Origin of the sequence: Pseudomonas sp. B19(2017) (assembly GCF_002113165.1) — a bacterium.
In the GTDB taxonomy this organism is placed as follows: domain Bacteria; phylum Pseudomonadota; class Gammaproteobacteria; order Pseudomonadales; family Pseudomonadaceae; genus Aquipseudomonas.
In genome coordinates this window covers 1-16,045 of the sequence record NZ_NEJR01000034.1, presented here as the reverse complement: position 1 = coordinate 16,045, position 16,045 = coordinate 1, and the positions used below count along the sequence as shown (strand labels likewise).

General features: G+C 63.3%; 13 protein-coding genes, 1 rRNA gene and 1 pseudogene. 8 read left to right on the top strand and 7 right to left on the bottom strand.

What is annotated here, in order from left to right; all coding sequences use genetic code 11:
* Positions 1-50: 50 nt before the first annotated feature.
* Together rrf and CAF70_RS25705 are read left to right on the top strand one after the other, a co-directional pair.
* Positions 51-166 (top strand): 5S ribosomal RNA (gene rrf, locus CAF70_RS25710).
* 277 nt (positions 167-443) lie between these two features.
* Positions 444-2,252, top strand: coding sequence for an ABC transporter ATP-binding protein/permease (locus CAF70_RS25705; protein WP_085627379.1), 1,809 nt, complete (start codon positions 444-446; stop codon positions 2,250-2,252).
* Here the strand turns inward: CAF70_RS25705 and CAF70_RS25700 are convergent.
* A complete protein-coding gene (locus CAF70_RS25700) occupies positions 2,249-3,478 on the bottom strand; it encodes an MFS transporter (RefSeq protein ID WP_085627378.1) in 1,230 nt (409 codons plus the stop codon). The genes CAF70_RS25705 and CAF70_RS25700 overlap by 4 nt on opposite strands.
* A 307-nt stretch (positions 3,479-3,785) precedes the next feature.
* Between CAF70_RS25700 and CAF70_RS25695 the strand changes: the two genes are divergently transcribed.
* On the top strand, positions 3,786-6,020 hold the full coding sequence (locus tag CAF70_RS25695; protein WP_085627377.1) for a TonB-dependent siderophore receptor: 2,235 nt from the start codon (positions 3,786-3,788) through the stop codon (positions 6,018-6,020).
* A gap of 161 nt (positions 6,021-6,181) precedes the next feature.
* Positions 6,182-6,721 (top strand): histidine phosphatase family protein, encoded by a 540-nt coding sequence (locus CAF70_RS25690; RefSeq protein WP_085627376.1) that lies wholly within the window; start codon positions 6,182-6,184, stop codon positions 6,719-6,721.
* Between the two features lie 3 nt (positions 6,722-6,724).
* Here the strand turns inward: CAF70_RS25690 and CAF70_RS25685 are convergent, their stop codons facing one another.
* Positions 6,725-7,510, bottom strand: coding sequence for a sulfite exporter TauE/SafE family protein (locus CAF70_RS25685; protein ID WP_085627375.1), 786 nt, complete (start codon positions 7,508-7,510; stop codon positions 6,725-6,727).
* Between the two features lie 179 nt (positions 7,511-7,689).
* Positions 7,690-8,283, bottom strand: a complete 594-nt coding sequence (locus CAF70_RS25680) for a helix-turn-helix domain-containing protein (RefSeq protein WP_085627374.1) — start codon at positions 8,281-8,283, stop codon at positions 7,690-7,692.
* 115 nt (positions 8,284-8,398) lie between these two features.
* Here CAF70_RS25680 and CAF70_RS25675 point away from each other — a divergent pair, with 115 nt between their 5' ends.
* The 3 genes from CAF70_RS25675 to CAF70_RS25665 all read left to right on the top strand — a co-directional run bounded on the left by CAF70_RS25675 (position 8,399) and on the right by CAF70_RS25665 (position 11,147).
* Entirely contained in the window at positions 8,399-9,535 is a 1,137-nt protein-coding gene (locus tag CAF70_RS25675; protein WP_085627373.1) for an FAD-binding oxidoreductase, read from the top strand.
* 12 nt (positions 9,536-9,547) lie between these two features.
* Complete coding sequence (locus CAF70_RS25670) at positions 9,548-9,925, top strand: RidA family protein (protein WP_085627372.1); 378 nt, start codon at positions 9,548-9,550, stop codon at positions 9,923-9,925.
* A 151-nt stretch (positions 9,926-10,076) separates the two neighbouring features.
* Positions 10,077-11,147 carry a hypothetical protein gene (locus CAF70_RS25665; protein ID WP_085627371.1) on the top strand — a complete coding sequence of 357 codons (1,071 nt, stop codon included), beginning with the start codon at positions 10,077-10,079 and terminating at the stop codon, positions 11,145-11,147.
* A gap of 157 nt (positions 11,148-11,304) precedes the next feature.
* Here CAF70_RS25665 and CAF70_RS28255 read toward each other — a convergent pair whose 3' ends face one another.
* The 3 genes and pseudogenes from CAF70_RS28255 to CAF70_RS25655 form a co-directional block, all read right to left on the bottom strand.
* Positions 11,305-12,045: a methyl-accepting chemotaxis protein gene (locus CAF70_RS28255; RefSeq protein WP_370290711.1), complete on the bottom strand. Its 741-nt coding sequence runs from the start codon at positions 12,043-12,045 to the stop codon at positions 11,305-11,307.
* A gap of 114 nt (positions 12,046-12,159) precedes the next feature.
* Positions 12,160-13,191: pseudogene (gene mcpA, locus CAF70_RS28250) on the bottom strand (methyl-accepting chemotaxis protein McpA); the annotation flags it as partial.
* Positions 13,192-13,333: 142 nt separating this feature from the next.
* Positions 13,334-14,212: a LysR family transcriptional regulator gene (locus CAF70_RS25655; protein WP_085627369.1), complete on the bottom strand. Its 879-nt coding sequence runs from the start codon at positions 14,210-14,212 to the stop codon at positions 13,334-13,336.
* A 102-nt stretch (positions 14,213-14,314) separates the two neighbouring features.
* Here CAF70_RS25655 and CAF70_RS25650 point away from each other — a divergent pair, with 102 nt between their 5' ends.
* Positions 14,315-14,743 carry a PACE efflux transporter gene (locus tag CAF70_RS25650; protein WP_085627368.1) on the top strand — a complete coding sequence of 143 codons (429 nt, stop codon included), beginning with the start codon at positions 14,315-14,317 and terminating at the stop codon, positions 14,741-14,743.
* Between the two features lie 37 nt (positions 14,744-14,780).
* Here CAF70_RS25650 and CAF70_RS25645 read toward each other — a convergent pair whose 3' ends face one another.
* A complete protein-coding gene (locus CAF70_RS25645; protein WP_085627367.1) occupies positions 14,781-15,842 on the bottom strand; it encodes a hypothetical protein in 1,062 nt (353 codons plus the stop codon).
* Between the last annotated feature and the right edge of the window lie 203 nt (positions 15,843-16,045).

Here is a 16,045-nt window from a genome sequence, read left to right as displayed (position 1 = left end):
ATATCCGAATTAGCCAAGAGTGTTCAAAAGACATTCTGGCAACAGAATTTCTTGACGACCATAGAGCATTGGAACCACCTGATCCCATCCCGAACTCAGCAGTGAAACGATGCATCGCCGATGGTAGTGTGGGGTTTCCCCATGTGAGAGTAGGTCATCGTCAAGATTCATTTCGCAAAACCCCTATCTGCGCATGCAGGTAGGGGTTTTGTCTTTGTGGCGCAAAAATCTCCAGCCCTACGCAATTCCCTGTGTGGGAGCGGGTGCGCCCGCGAAGCAGGCGACGCGGTGCATGGCACCGGCTGCGCCGGTGTTCGCGGCCACGGCCGCTCCCACAGGGCCCCGCGCAGCTCCCAAAACAATCATGAAATGTGCGTCATTTATGCCTGACGAATCACAGGTCAATGCTACGCTCGCGGAAATACTCAGCACGGATACCTACTATGGAAATGAACTGGCACCAGGCCCTGCAAGAGAGCCTGAGCTGGCTGGCAATCGCCTCGTTCATCACCCTCGTCTGCTTCACTGCAGCCGCCACACTGGCCGTACGTTGTACGCGCTGGGGCAGCCAGTTCTGGCAGCTTGCCGGGCCCTATTTCAGTTTCAGGCGCAGTTGGCGGCCGTTGCTGGTGTTCGCTCTGCTACTGGTACTGACGCTATTCTCGGTGCGCCTGAACGTGCTGTTCTCGTTCTGGTACAACGGTTTCTACAGCGCCCTGCAGGGCCTTGACCAAGCCGCCTTCTGGTACCTGCTAGGCGTCTTCGCGGTATTGGCCACTATCCATGTGCTGCGCTCACTGTTCACCTTTTATGTAAGCCAGGCGTTCAGCATCCAGTGGAGGGTCTGGCTGACCGAGCGCCTCACCCACGACTGGATGCACGGCGATGCCTACTACCGTGGCCAGTTCCTCGCCGAGCCCGTGGACAACCCCGACCAACGTATCGAACTGGACGTCAACGCCTTTGTCAGCAATTCGGTGACCCTTGCCCTGGGCGCGGTCAGTGCGCTGGTTTCGCTGGTGGCATTTACCGGCATCCTGTGGGGGCTGTCGGCGCCGTTGGCTGTTGCCGGTGTGGAGATTCCCCGAGCGATGGTGTTTGCCGTGTACCTGTATGTCATCGTCGCCACCTGGATCGCCTTCCGTCTCGGGCGACCGCTGATCCGCCTGAACTTTCTCAACGAAAAGCTCACTGCCAACTTCCGTTACGCGCTGATGCGCCTGCGCGAAAACGCCGAGAACATCGCTTTCTACCAGGGCGCGGAGGTCGAGCGGGGTACCTTGCTGGGGCGCTTTGCCGCCTTGATCGTCAATGCCTGGGCGCTGGTATTCCGGAACCTGAAATTCAGTGGTTTCAACCTGGGCGTGAGCCAGGTAGCAGTGGTGTTCCCGTTCATTCTGCAGGCACCGCGCTTCTTCAGCGGGGCGATCAAGCTGGGCGATGTGATGCAGACTTCCCAGGCTTTTGGCCAGGTGCAGGATTCGTTGTCGTTCTTCCGCGAGTCCTATGATGCGTTTGCCCAGTACCGGGCTACCCTCGACCGTCTTACCGGTTTCCTCGATGCCAATCAGCAGGCGAGTGCTTTACCGCGCGTCCTCACCGAAAACCAGGAGCATGCCTTGGCGATAAGCCGCCTGCAGGTACTGCGCCCGGACGGGCATGCCCTTATCGCCAACCTAGACCTTGAGCTGCACGCCGGCCAGGCGCTGTTGATCAAGGGGCCGTCGGGCAGCGGCAAAACCACGCTGCTGCGTGCGCTGGCGGGCCTCTGGCCGTACGCCGAGGGTGAAGTCAGGCGGCCGCTGGGCCACCAGGCGCTGTTCCTGTCGCAGCGGCCGTACCTGCCGCTGGGTGACCTGCGCACCGTCATCGCCTACCCGGCGGCCGGCAAGCCTGAGGATGAGTCGCGGATGCAGCAGGCCTTGTACCAGGTCAACCTGGCCCACCTGGCCGAGCGACTGGACGTCAGCTGTGACTGGTCACATATCCTCTCGGTCGGTGAGCAGCAGCGCCTGGCGTTTGCGCGGGTGCTGTTCAACCGGCCACAGGTGGTGTTCCTCGACGAGTCCACCTCGGCCATGGATGAAGGGCTCGAGCATGCCCTGTATTCGCTGTTGCGCACGGAAATGCCAGGGGCGTTGCTGGTCAGTGTCGGGCACCGCAGCACGCTGGCAGGTTTCCATACCCATCGACTGGAAGTGGATGGCCATGGTGGCTGGTCGCTATTGGAGCAGCAGCCAGCGCTGGCCTAGTTCGGCTTGCCGGTGATCGGACCTGACCTGAGCAAAGCGACTCCGACGAGGGTGCTGCCGGCACACGCTGCGCCAAGCAGGAATGTTGCCTTGAAGCCGACCCCATCCCACAGCAGCCCGGCCACCACGCTGGCTACCAACAGCGCCACGCCGGTCAGCAGGTTGAACAGGCCGAAGGCGGTGCCGCGCAGGTCGGCAGGGGCGCTGTCGGCGATCATGGCGGCAAACACCCCCTGGCTGAAGCCAAGGTGCAGGCCCCAGGCCGCTACCCCCATGGCCAACCCGCTCCAGCCTGGCAGCAGGGCCAGTAGCAGGTCGGCGGCGACCAGCAGGCCCAGCCCGGTCATCAGCACGCCGCGACGGCCTACGCGGTCCGATAGCACCCCGGCGGGGTAGGCCGACAGCGAATAGGCCAGGGCCATGAGCACAAGCACTGCTGGCGCCCACAGCGGCGCCAGGCCCATGTCCTGGGCGCGCAGCAACAGAAACGCCTCGCTGAAGCGGGCGAGGGTGAACAGCGTGGCCAGGCCGATCAGCCGCCAATAGGCCGGGCCCAGCCGGGCCAGCTGGTGCAGCGCCAACGGTGAGCGCACCGGCCGGGTGGTGGCCGGCGTTTCAGGTTCGCGCACAAAGGCGATGAGGATGTATACCGCCACGAACGCCGGGATCACCGCCACCCAGAACACCGTCTGGAAATGGCTCGCCGTCAGCCACATCAGCAAGATCGCCAGCAACGGCCCCAGGAAGGCGCCCACGGTATCCAGCGCCTGGCGCAGGCCGAAGGCTGCACCACGCAGTTCAGCAGGCGTGACGTCGGCTACCAGTGCATCGCGCGGCGCCCCACGAATACCCTTGCCGACCCGGTCGACGAAGCGTGCCATGGTCAGCCACTCCAGCCCGGAGGCCATGGGGAACACCGGCTTGGTCAACGCCCCCAGGCCGTAACCCAGCACCGTAAGCAGCTTGCGTTTGCCCAGCCGGTCGCTAAGGGCGCCGGAGAATACCTTGGTGATCGAGGCGGTCGCCTCGGCGATACCTTCGATAAAGCCCACCGCCACTACCGAGGTGCCAAGCACGGTGACCATGTACAGGGGCAGCAGGGCATGAATCATTTCCGAGGAAATGTCCATGAACATCGATACGAAGCCCAGCGCCCAGACGCTGCGAGGGATCTTCGACAAGGGCCTGGTAGCGTTCGTGGCGTGGCTTTCTTCGCGGCTGCGCATCAGGGGGCTCGGCAGAGGGGCTACGTTCGAAACTGTAGGAGCCCTCACGCAGGATGCAAATCGGGCAACTGTACGAAAGCAACAGTGCGCGTAGTCGGGCTGCACCGCAGCGTCGGCAGCTCCATGGTGTCAGCAAAGTTCCGTTACAAACATGTAAACTTCGTAAATAAGATTTAAACTCATTTGCGAATCTATATATTTACCATCCCTGTTGGCCACCAAACTGTGTTTGCGAAGCCGGTGGGCGCGGGCTCCCGGTTGCCACAGGGATGTGCCGTTTCGCTCATGAATCGCAGGAGATGTACCCATGCAGTGCAAGACTTCACCCAGCAGCCTGGCCCTGACGTTCGTCGCGCTGGCATCACCGGTGATGGTGACCAGCGTGGTCCAGGCCGAAGAACAGCGCACGGGTGAGGTGCTGGAGATGCCGGTCGCCGACAACGCGCTGGTGATCGAGGACACTTTGGTTACCGCCGAGCGCGAGGCACGCCAGGCGCTGGGCACGTCGATCATCACCGCCGAAGACATCAAGCGCCACCCGCCGGCCAATGACCTGTCCGACATCATCCGCCGCGAACCCGGGGTCAACCTGACTGGCAACAGTGCCAGCGGCGCGCGTGGCAACAACCGGCAGATCGACCTGCGCGGCATGGGGCCGGAAAACACCCTGATCCTCATCGACGGCAAGCCATCCAGCGCACGCAATGCCGTGCGCTACGGCTGGAACGGCGACCGCGACACCCGCGGTGAAACCAACTGGGTGCCGGCCGAAGCGGTCGAGCGCATCGAGATCCTGCGTGGCCCGGCGGCCGCACGTTACGGCTCCGGTGCCATGGGCGGGGTGGTCAACATCATAACCAAGCGGCCCACCGACGCACTCAAGGGCAGCGTCAGCCTGTACACCCAGTTGCCGCAAGACAGCGCCGAGGGCGCCAGCCGCCGGGCCAACTTCAACCTCGGTGGCGGCCTGACCGACAACCTCGGGTTCCGGTTGTACGGCGGCCTGGCCAAGACCGATGCCGACGACCTGGACATCAACGCCGGGCATGCCACCAGTGCGCTGGTGGCGGGCCGTGAAGGGGTGCGCAACAAGGACATCAATGGCCTGCTGAGCTGGAAGCTGAACGACGAACACCGCCTTGAGGCCAGCGCCGGCTACAGCCGCCAGGGCAATATCTTTGCCGGTGACACCATGAACAGCAATGGCGGTGGCGATGTCGGGTTCGTGTCCAGCCTGTACGGCCACGAAACCAATGTGATGCAGCGCAGTACCTACGACCTGACCCACCTGGGGGACTTCACCTGGGGTACCACCAAGACCGTGCTGGCCTACGAGTACGTGCGCAACTGGCGCCTCAACGAGGGCCTGGCAGGCCGCACCGAAGGTGCGCCCAATGCCGAAGGCGCCGCCATGTCGCGCTTGCGCAACACGCGCCTGAGCAGTGAAGTGAACCTGCCGTTCGCCATGGGCAGCACCGAGCATGTGCTGACCCTGGGCGGCGAATACCTGTACGAAACGCTCAATGACCAGGGCTCGCTGCGCCCGCAAAGCTCGGACCCCACCGGTAATGACGGGCTGGTCGGTTTCGACCGCAGCAGCTCGAAGATGACCGCCCGCAGTTATGCATTGTTCGTCGAGGACAACATCATTGTCGGCGATACCACCATTACCCCGGGCGTGCGTTTCGACCATCACGAAACCTTCGGCGACAACTTCAGCCCCAGCCTGAACCTGTCGCACAAGCTGACCGAAGCACTGTCGGTCAAAGGCGGCATCGCGCGCGCCTACAAGACCCCGAACCTGTACCAGTCCAACCCCAACTACCTGCTTTACAGCCGCGGCAACGGCTGCAGCGTGCAGCAGACCAACAATGGTGGCTGCTACCTGCAGGGCAACGCCGACCTCAAGCCCGAGATCAGCGTCAACAAGGAAATCGGCCTGTTGTACGACCGTGGTACCTGGCGCACCAGTGCCACGTACTTTCGCAACGACTACAAGAACAAGATCATCGGCGATACCGATGTGCTGTACACCATCGGTACCGGCAGCCGCGTGACCCAGTGGGACAACGCCGGCAAGGCGCGGGTGGAAGGTATCGAAGGCAACCTGTTCATCGAGTTGACCCCAGCCCTGGACTGGAACACCAACCTGACCTGGATGCTCGACAACGATAACCGCGAGACCGGCGAGCCGCTGTCGGTGATTCCGGAATACACCGTCAACACCACCCTCGACTGGCGCGCCACCGACCAGCTGTCGTTCCAGGTGGCGGGTACCTACTTCGGCAAGCAGAAGTCGCCGACCTTCAACGACCGCACCCAGCAAGCTTACGACAAGGCGGCGCAACAGGATGTGGAAGCCTATGGCCTGGTGGATGTGAGCGCCGGGTACAAGTTCAACGCCAACTATGACGTGCGGGTGGGGGTGAACAACCTGTTCGACAAGCAGATCCTGCGTGGCGGCAACGCCAGTACTTCGGGCGCCAATACCTATAACCAGCCGGGCAGGGCGGTGTTCGCTGCGCTGAACATCAATTTCTGACACCGGGGCCGCTGTGCGGCCCGTTCGCCGGCAAGCCATGCGCTATCCCTGTGGGAGCGGGCATGCCCGCGAACACCGGCGCAGCCGGTGCCATATTGTTGCGGCAGAATTTGCCACAACATGCTAAACCATGCGCCCCAGTCCGCTGCGAGATAAACCCGGTGAAAGCCGTCCGCCTGACCCTGATCTGCCACGCCCTGACCCAGGCCCAGAAGACCGGGCGCCTGCACCGTGCGGACGACGGCATCCTGCCGTTGACCCAGCAGCCTTTCGCCGATCTTGCCGGTGCGCAACTGCTGACCGCGCCAGAGCGGCGAGCCTGTGAAACGGCAGCGTGGTTGGCGGAGCAGGTGCAGGTCGAGCCGGCGTTGGCCGATTGCGACCTGGGGCGTTGGCAGGGGCTTACGCTGAAGCAATTGCAAGCCGAGCAACCGCACGCATTGGCCGAATGGCTGCAGGACCCGACCAGTGATGTGCACGGCGGCGAGTCGTTCGCCGTTCTTTGCCAGCGCGTCGCCACCTGGCTGGCAGCTTTCGACAGGCCGGGCGAATGGCTGGCGGTTACCCACCCGATGGTCATGCGCGCCGTGCTGGTGCAGGTGTTTGGCTGCCCGATGAGTGCCAGCCAGCGGATCGACGTGTTGCCGCTATCGCGCCTGGAGCTGAGCTTTACCGGGCAGTGGCGCCTGCGCCTGGGCTGAAGGTCAGAACGCCAGCTTGTAGCCGATCAGCAGCAGCATCGCCGCCAGGCACGGACGCAACACGCGGTCGGAAATCCGTCCGGTAAGGTGGCTACCCAGGTAGATGCCTGGCAGCGAGCCCAGTAGCAGGTAGCCCAGCAGCGACCAGTCCATGTTGCCCATGCCCGCATGGCCCAGGCCCGCCACCAGGGTCAGCGGCACGGCGTGAGCGATTTCGGTACCGACCAGGCGGCGGGTGACCAGGAACGGGTAAAGCAGGAACAGCGCCACGGTACCCAGTGCGCCAGCGCCGATGGAGGTGAGGGTGACCATCACCCCCAGCACCACGCCGGTGAGCACGGTGAGGGTGTTCAGGCTGCGGTCGCTGAGGTGGTAGTGGTCAGCGGCATGGCGGCTGGCGAAAGCCTGCAGCCGAGATTTGAACAGGATGGCCAGCGCGGTCAGGATCAGCACCACCGCCAGGCCTTGCTTGATGACGGCGTTGAGCGCCGAGGTGTCGGTGTGCAGGGTGCTCAGGAACCACAGGGTAAGCGCCGCCGCGGGCACGCTGCCCAGGCTGAGCAGGCCAGTGATCTTCCAGTCGACGTTCTTGTTGCGCGCATGCACCCAGACACCACTGGCCTTGGTGATGGCGGCATAGAGCAGGTCGGTGCCGACGGCCGTTGCCGGGCTGATGCCGAACCACAACAGGATCGGGGTCATCAACGAACCGCCACCAACGCCGGTCATGCCGACGATGAAACCCACGATCAAGCCTGCAATGGTGAAACCGAAAGAACCTACATCCATACGCTACTCGACTGCCCAACTTTGCCCGTTATCGGATGCAGCCAGCATATAGATTTTTTTATAGCCAAATAGACTTGTTCGTTATTAGGTTATAACCGAGTCAGGGGCTGCATAGGTTCCCTGTGGGAGCGCGCCAGGTTTCGGATTTTTAGCAAGGCAGTTGCTTTCATGAGCGACTGTCAACGATCAGTCATCACCACCATCACATGCGCATCTGCGCCGTCGTCACTTTCCGACAGGTAGATATGCCCCACCTGGCTGTCGAAATACGCTGTCTCCTGCGGGCCGATGCTCACCGCTTCGCCGGTTTCGAACTCGATCCGCACGCGCCCGCTCAGCACCAGCGCGAACTCTTGCCCGGGGTGGCGGATAAAATCGTCGAACTGGCCGCGTTCCCGGGCAATGATGCGGGCATACGCCGGGGTCATGCGCCGCTCGGGGAAGTCGCCCGCGATGGGGTGATAGTCATAAGTACCGGTCGAGTAACCTGCCGCCGCCGGCAGCGAATCGACCACCACGGTCACCGGCACAGGTGCGGTAACCGTGCCGCTGGCGCGCAACAGCTGGGCAATGTCGACATTCAGCGCACGGGCGGCGGCGGCGAGTTTTTCGTAGCTGACCGAGACCTGCGCCAGCTCCATCTTCGACAAGGTAGACAACGGGACGCCGCTGGCTTCGGACAATTGCTTGAGGGTCATCTGGCGCGTCTTGCGCACCTGGCGCAGGCGCTGGCCGACTACGGCACGGTCCAGCAGGGGTAGGGCAGCGGGCATTCGGGCATCTCGGCATGCGGCGTATGTCGGGCATCTTACCTTGGACCCTTGCGTATTCGTAAATTCTCATATATTAGAATTCTCAGAAATGATAATTTGCCAGGCAGGAGCGTGCATGACCCCGATCTACGACACCCTGATCATCGGCGCCGGCATTGCCGGTGCATCCCTGGGCTATCGCCTGGCCGGCCAGCAGAAAGTGCTGATGCTCGAGCGTGAGGCACAGCCTGGCTACCATTCCACCGGGCGTTCGGCAGCCATGTTCATGGAGGCCTACGGCACCCCGCAGATCCAGGCGCTGACCCGCGCCAGCCGGGCCTTTTACGAAGCACCACCGCAGGGCTTCTGCGAGCACCCGCTGCTGGAACCGCGCGGCTGCCTGTACGTCGCCAGCCTGGAACAGCGCGCGCTGCTTGAGCAGACCTATGCACAAAACCTCGCCAATGGCACCGAGGTCAGCCTGCTTGACCGCGACGCCGCCCTGGCCCTGGTGCCGAGCCTGCGTGGCGAGACCCTGGCTGGCGCGGTGCTCGAAGCGGGCGCCATGGACCTGGACGTGCATGCCCTGCACCAGGGCTTCCTGCGCGGTTATCGCGCCGCTGGCGGTGAGCTGCGCTGCAACGCCGAGTTGATCCAGGCCTGGTACCTGGATGACCTGTGGCTGGTGGAGCTGGGCGATGGCAGCCGCGTGCAGGCCCGTCAGCTGGTCAATGCCGCAGGCGCCTGGGCCGATCGCGTGGCCGAACAGTGCGGTGTGGCGCATATCGGCCTGCAACCCTGCCGGCGCAGTGCCTTTACCTTCCCCGGCCCGGCAGACCAGGACTTCGCCCGCTGGCCGGCGGTGATTGGCGTTGACGAAAGCTTCTACTTCAAGCCCGACGCCGGCCAACTGCTGGGTTCACCGGCCAATGCCGATCCGGTCGAACCCCAGGACGCCGCACCCGAGGAGTTCGACGTGGCGTTGGGCATCTACAACATCGAAGCCATGACCACCCTGGCGATCCGCCGGCCGAGCCATACCTGGGCCGGGCTGCGCTCGTTCGTCGCCGACGGCGACCTGGTGATCGGTTTCGATGCGCATGTGCCAGCATTCTTCTGGCTGGCGGCACAAGGTGGTTATGGCATCCAGTCGGCTGCGGGCGCCTCGCGCCTGGCCGCCGACCTGCTGCTGGGCCAGGCCCTGTGTCCTGGCCTTGTCAGCCAGGGGGTGGTGCCCGAGCGCCTGTCCCCGGCCCGTTTCCAGCAACCCTGAAAGGAGCGTCCCATGAGTAATGATATCCAGCGTTTTCCCAGCAGCCTGCCGTTCCCGTTCTCCCGTGCGGTGAAAGCCGGCGGCTTCCTGTTCCTCTCTGGCCAGGTGCCGATGAGTGCCAGCGGCGAAGTGGTACGCGGTGACATCCAGACCCAGACCCGCGCCGCCTGTGAGCGCATCGGCGAAAGCCTGGCGGCCTGTGGTGCGCGTTTCGACCAGGTGGTCAAGGTCACGGTGTGGCTGTCGGACATGAGCCACTTCGCCGGCTTCAACGAGGTGTACAAGGAATTCTTTGGCGCAGCGTTGCCGGTGCGCTCGACAGTGGCCTCGGCATTGGCGCTGGGGGTGGATGTGGAGATCGAAGTGCAGGCGTTTGTCGGCGAAGCCTGAGCGCTCTCGTAGGAGCAGCCTTGCGCTGCGAAGAGGCCGGTATGGCCGTTGCAAATGCATGGGCTTTACTGGCCTCTTCGCAGCGCAAGGCTGCTCCTACAAAAAAGTATGCGGTGGCAGTGAGACAACAACAATAAATCCAGAGGTTCACATGCAAGAGCAGCTGAAGATTGCCGGCGCGTTTGTCGGCGTGATCGTGGGGGCGGGGTTCGCTTCGGGGCGGGAACTGTTGTTGTTCTTTGTCGATTTCGGGGTGTGGGGGCTGGTCGGTGCGCTGGTCGGCGCGGCCTTGTTCACCTTCCTCGGCATGGCCCTGGCGGGGCTGGGCAATCGCCAGCAGGCCACCTCGCACAAGGATGTGATCCAGGCCATCTGCGGTCGCCATCTGGGCCTGTTCATCGACTGGCTGATCACCTTTTTCATGTTCGCCGTCACTGTGGTCATGCTGGCCGGCGGTGGCGCCTTGCTGGAGCAGCAGTTCGGCATCCCGGCACTGACCGGGAGCGTGCTGGTGACGCTGGTGGTGGTGGGCATCGTTTGCCTGGACGTGCGCAAGGTGATCCTCGCCATTGGCGCTATCACGCCGCTGCTGATCCTGGTGGCGTCGGCGATTGCGCTGTACGCAGTATTCACCCGTGAGCAGAGTTTCGCCCAGCTTGACCAGCTGGCCAGCCAGCAACAGGCGGGCACCCGTCACTGGTTGCTGGGGGCGTTCCTGTATGTCTCGTACAACATCGTTGCCGGCGCGCCGATACTGGCCATTCTGGGCGGTTCGGCCAAGGGCGAGAAGACGGCAGTATGGGGTGGGCTGCTCGGTGGTGCAGCACTGGGTGGCGTGATGCTGTTGATGAGTGCCGGGCTGTTGTCGCGCCTGGACAGCGTGGCTGACCTGCCGATGCCGATGCTGTCGATTGCCAACGAAGTGTCACCGCTGCTGGGGCTGGTGATGTGCCTGATCATCTTCGGCATGATCGTCAACACCGCGGTGGGGACGTTGTTTTCGTTCCTTTCACGGCTGATGCCGGCGGGCACGGCGAAGTTTCGCTGGGGCTCGGTGGTGACCGGGATGGTGGCGTTCGGCTGCAGCCTGGTGGGGTTCATCAGCCTGGTGGGCGAGGTGTACCCGTTGTTCGGCTATCTGGGCTTTGTGCTGATGGCGGCGGTGCTGCTGGCCTGGGTCCGGCGGGGCAAAGCGGTTAAAACGGTAGCCAATGCTGCTTGATCTGCTGCTGGCGCGTATCCCTTGTAGGAGCGGCCTTGTGTCGCGAAAGGGTCGCAGAGCGACCCCGGCGATTTCTGCGGTGTAGCTGAAAATCCGGGGTCGCTGCGCGACCCTTTCGCGACACAAGGCCGCTCCTACAGCGGGTGTGGGTTCCGGTTTAGATCCTGAAGCTGCCTACCAGCTGCTTCAGGCGCCCGGCCTGCTGGGCCAGCTGGTCGCAATGGCGCAGGGTCTCGTTGAGGTTCTCTACCCCTTGCTGGTTCAGGGCGTTGATCTGGGTGATGTCCAGGTTGAGGCTTTCGACCACGGCGGTCTGCTCTTCGGTAGCGGTAGCCACCGACTGGTTCATGCCATCGATCTCGCCAATGCGCTGGGTCACGCTGGCCAGGCGTTCGCCGGCCTGGTTGGCCACCTGCACGGTCTGCTCGCTGGAAACCTGGCTGGTGTTCATGGTGTGCACCGCTTCGCGCGAGCCCACCTGCAGGCTGGTGATCATGCGGTGGATTTCTTCCGCCGATTCCTGGGTGCGGTGCGCCAGGTTGCGGACCTCGTCGGCCACCACGGCAAAGCCACGGCCGGCTTCACCGGCACGGGCCGCTTCGATGGCGGCGTTCAGCGCCAGCAGGTTGGTCTGCTGCGAGATGCCCTTGATCACGTCGAGGATCTTGCCGATTTCGTCCGTGCTGGCGTTGAGCGTTTCGATTTGCGCGCAGGACTCGCTGATCCGCTGCGACAGGGCGGTCATTGCGCTGATCGCTTCTTCGACCACTTCACGGCCACCGTGAGCCTGCTCGCTGGCACCGCTGGCATGCTGCGAGGCATCGGCGGCATTGCGGGCGATTTCCTGGGTGGCGGCACCCAGTTCGTTGATCGCTGCGGCCACGCTGTTGGTGCGCATGCTTTGCTCTTCGGAGCCGATGATCGATGCGTTGGAGGCATTGACCACCTTCTCCGACAGGTCGTGCACCAGGCGGGTGGCTGACGACACTTCGCTGATCGAGGCATGAATGCGCTCGACAAAGCGGTTGAACGATGTGGCCAGTTCGCCGAACTCGTCCTTGTTCTGTACGGTCAGGCGGCGGGTAAGGTCACCTTCGCCCTCGGCGATGTCGCGCATGGCACGGCCCATGGTGGTCAGCGGGTTCATCAGCACCGGGATCAGCAGGCCGAGCAGGCCGGCGATCGCAGCCACGGCAATCAGCATGGCGATGATCGCCGAGGTGCGGAACTGGCTGAGCGCGGCGTAGGCTTTGTCCTTGTCGATCGACAGGCCGATGTACCACTGTGCCGAAGGCAGGCCGGCCACCGGGGCGAAGGAGATGATGCGGTCCTGGCCATTGAGGGTGACATCCTGCATGCCGGCAGCGACCTGCAGATTGCTGCCGGGGTAGATGTCCTTGAGGTTCTTCATCACCTGGTCTTTGTCGGGGCTGACAATTACCTGGCCATTGCTGTCGGCCAGGAAGGCGTGGCCGATGCCGCCGAAATCGACCGAGTTGATGATCTCGACCAGGGTGTCGAGGGTGACGTCACCGCCGACCACACCCATCAGTTCGCCATTGCTCTTGCTTTTCACAGGCGTGGCGATGGTTACCATCAGGCCACCGACAGCGCCTTGGTACGGAGCAGTCAGCACGGACTGCCCGGCGCTGGCAGCGGCACCGTACCACGGGCGCTGACGTGGGTCGTAACCGGCGGGCATCTGCGCATTGGGGCGCTGGGTGAACGCACCGTTGGCCTGGCCCAGGTAAGTGAACAGGAAATTACGCGTGTAGGACGGCTGCTCGATCAGCCCGGCCAAGGTGTCGCCAGCGCCTTGCTGGGCGATGTCCTGGGCCAGGTTTTCCAGAACCAGAATGCGCCCGCTCATCCAGTTCTGCACACTGCTGGCGGTCAGTGCACCCGACTGCTGCACCGAGGCTTCGATGTTCTGGCGGATGGTGTTGCGTTGCAGGTAGTCGTTGTAGAGCGTGAACAGGGCAAATGCCAGGACCACGACGCCGCAGGCGCTGAGCAGGATCTTGTGGCGAAATTTCAGGTTCATGTTTCGAGACCTTGGGCCAGTGAGGGGAGGGCGCAGCGCGCTCATGACGCATTGCGGAACCTATCGACCGGGATATCGGCTCAAGGGCTAAAAGATTGATGCTCTTACAGAAAATTCTTACAGTCGTTTCGACAGACGGTATTCACAGGCTACACAACTGCTCTATCAATAGGCGGGCAGCCTGCTGCAACGGCTGTTGCTTGCGCCACAAGAGGTGTACCGGCAACTGCAGTTCGTTGCGGGTGTTGCGAAAATCCAGGCGCACCAGGCGCCCGTTGGCCAGTAATGGCGCGACCCGCGACAGCGGCAAGTCACCCCAGCCCAGGCCGGCTTCTACCATCTGCTGGGCGAGGTCGAAACTGTCGGTGGACCAGTGCGTGGCGCCTATCAGCGGGCGCGGGTCGGCCAGCGGCAGGTCGCGGCTGCGCACCAGAATCTGGCGCACTCGGGTCAGGTCTTCGAGGTAGCGGATACGTCCCTCGCGCAAGGCCGGGTGAGTGGGGGACAGGGTGGCAACCAGCGACTCCATGCCGATGTGCTGGAAGCCGCGACGGGCATCGACCTGCAGCCCGGCAAAGGCGACGCAAAGGTCGGCGCGGCCGCTGTCCAGCAGGTGCAAGGCCTCCTCCTGCGGGGCGCTGAGCAGGGCGATGTCCAGCAGCGGATGGCGCTCACCCAGGCGAGCGACCGCCGCCAACAGCGGGTGGTGGTCGATGTCCGGCACCACGGCCAGGGTCAGCCTGCTTTCCAGCCCCTGGGACAGCTCCAGGGCATGCACCTGCAGCAGCCCCAGTTGCTCGGCGATAAGCCGGGCATGGGGTTCCAGCGCCCTGGCCTGCGCAGTCGGGCGGACTTCGCGCGGGCCGCGTTCGAACAAGGTGTAGCCCAGTTCGGCTTCGAGGTTGCCGATGGCCATGCTCACTGCCGAAGGCACCCGTTGCAGGGCGCGTGCGGCGGCGGAAAACGAACCCCGGTCAAGCACGGCGAGAAACAGCTGGATATTGTCGCTGGAAAAGTTCATGGCAGCCTCCTGTCAGCGGATCTGACAGCTGCTGACTTTTGCTGTCAAGTGCGATGAAGCATGATCGCGCTCTATCGCTTTTGTCATTGGAGGTAACCGCGGGTGCAGGGACTCAAACGCAAACTGGTCTACGTGACTTTCTATGAGCTGATCGGGCTGCGCATGTCGACCCTCGGGCTGGCCTACCTGTCGGACACCCAAGCGTCGCATACCGGGCCTTTGGCTGTGATGATCACAACCATCGCGATGCTCTGGAACCTGATCTACAACAGCCTGTTCGAGTGGTGGGAGAGCCGCCAGGCCAAGCGCGGGCGCAGTGTGGCGCGGCGTGTGGCGCATGCCATCGGCTTCCAGCTGACCCTGGTGGTGTACCTGATTCCGCTGATTGCCTGGTGGCTGGACATGACATTGCTGGAAGCGTTGCTGGTGGACATGGCGTTCATCGTGCTGGTGCCGTGCTACACCTTTGCCTACAACTGGGCGTTCGACCGGATCTTTGGCTTGCCGACTTCTGCGTTGGCTGCTGCCTGAAATACTTGTGCTGCGAAGAGGCCAACACAGACATTGGCTAAGGCGGCAGGCGAATGATCAAAGGCTCCTGCTGTTGCTTCACCTGTTGCTCAACCGGTTGTTCAGTCGACCGCGGCGCACTGGCCAGCAAGCTGTCCTCGACCTGCCCCGACAGGTAGTAGACCCCAGACATGGCCCCGCTCTGGCGGTTCTCCATCAGTTCCTGCCATTCCTGGTTCAGCGCCACGTTCAGGATCACCCGCAACTGCTCGACCATCTGTGGGTGTTCGCGGTCATGGGTCATCATCCCGTAGCCAGCCGCCGCAATCGAAATCATCGCCCCCGCCACCTTGCCCACCGCCGACGCCACGGCACTGGCGATGCCGCGCGGGGCCAGGGTGGCGCCGAGTTTTTCGCTGGCCTGGTTGGCCACCGAGTTAAGCCCGACATCGGTCTTCCCGGGGCCCTTGCTGGCCTGCTGGTGGAGGTGCTGGCGCATGGCTTGCCAGGCCGGTTGCTGGGCCAGAGACTCTGCCCGCAACAGTTGGTACAGGCTGGCATTGCGCGCATCTGGCGGCCCCAGGGCGATGGCGGGAATGCGGTTGAGGCGCTGGCTGAACTGCTCGGGGGGCGCGTTGTAGCGGCTGATGATGGCCGGCAGTTGCTGGCCGAGCAGTTGCAGGTACAGCTCGCAGGCGCGGTCGCGGATGCCTTCGGGGTTGATCTGCTCGGCCACTGGTTCGATCACCCGCTTGTGGTACTGCTCCTGCAGATACAGTGCCAGGCGTTTTTCCGCCGGCTCCCGGCCTTCGCCGCTGTCGATCTTGTACCAGGCCACCTTGAGGGTCAGCCACTGCTGGGTCCAGTAGCCGGTAAACCAGGGGATGAAGTCGCTTTCGGTGCGCTGCTGGACCTGTTCCTTCCACACCCGCATGGAGCGCCTGGCATAGTCATTGGCCGAGCTGGCGGCACCGACCGAGGCGTCGATCAGTTCCTGGTCGATGCGTTGCCAGGTGGCGGTGGTGAGCACCACGGGTGGCGGCGGCACAGGTGGTGGCTTACCTGCACAACCTGTCAGGGCCAGCAGCAGGCACAGCAGCAGGAGGGCTCGAATGCTCACGCAACCGCCTCCCTGGTAGAGGCTGGGATGGTTCTCGCAGTATAGGGTGTGGTTGAGGGGGCTGCCGTGCAGCCTATCGGCCATCGCCCGGTCAACGCGATCCATGTAGATACTCTGTTGGCGGTCAAGCTTTTCTGAGGTGTTCAGAGCTGAAAAGCTTGGCCGTATCAAATGGCTCATCCCCGCGCATGCATGCCCAGATG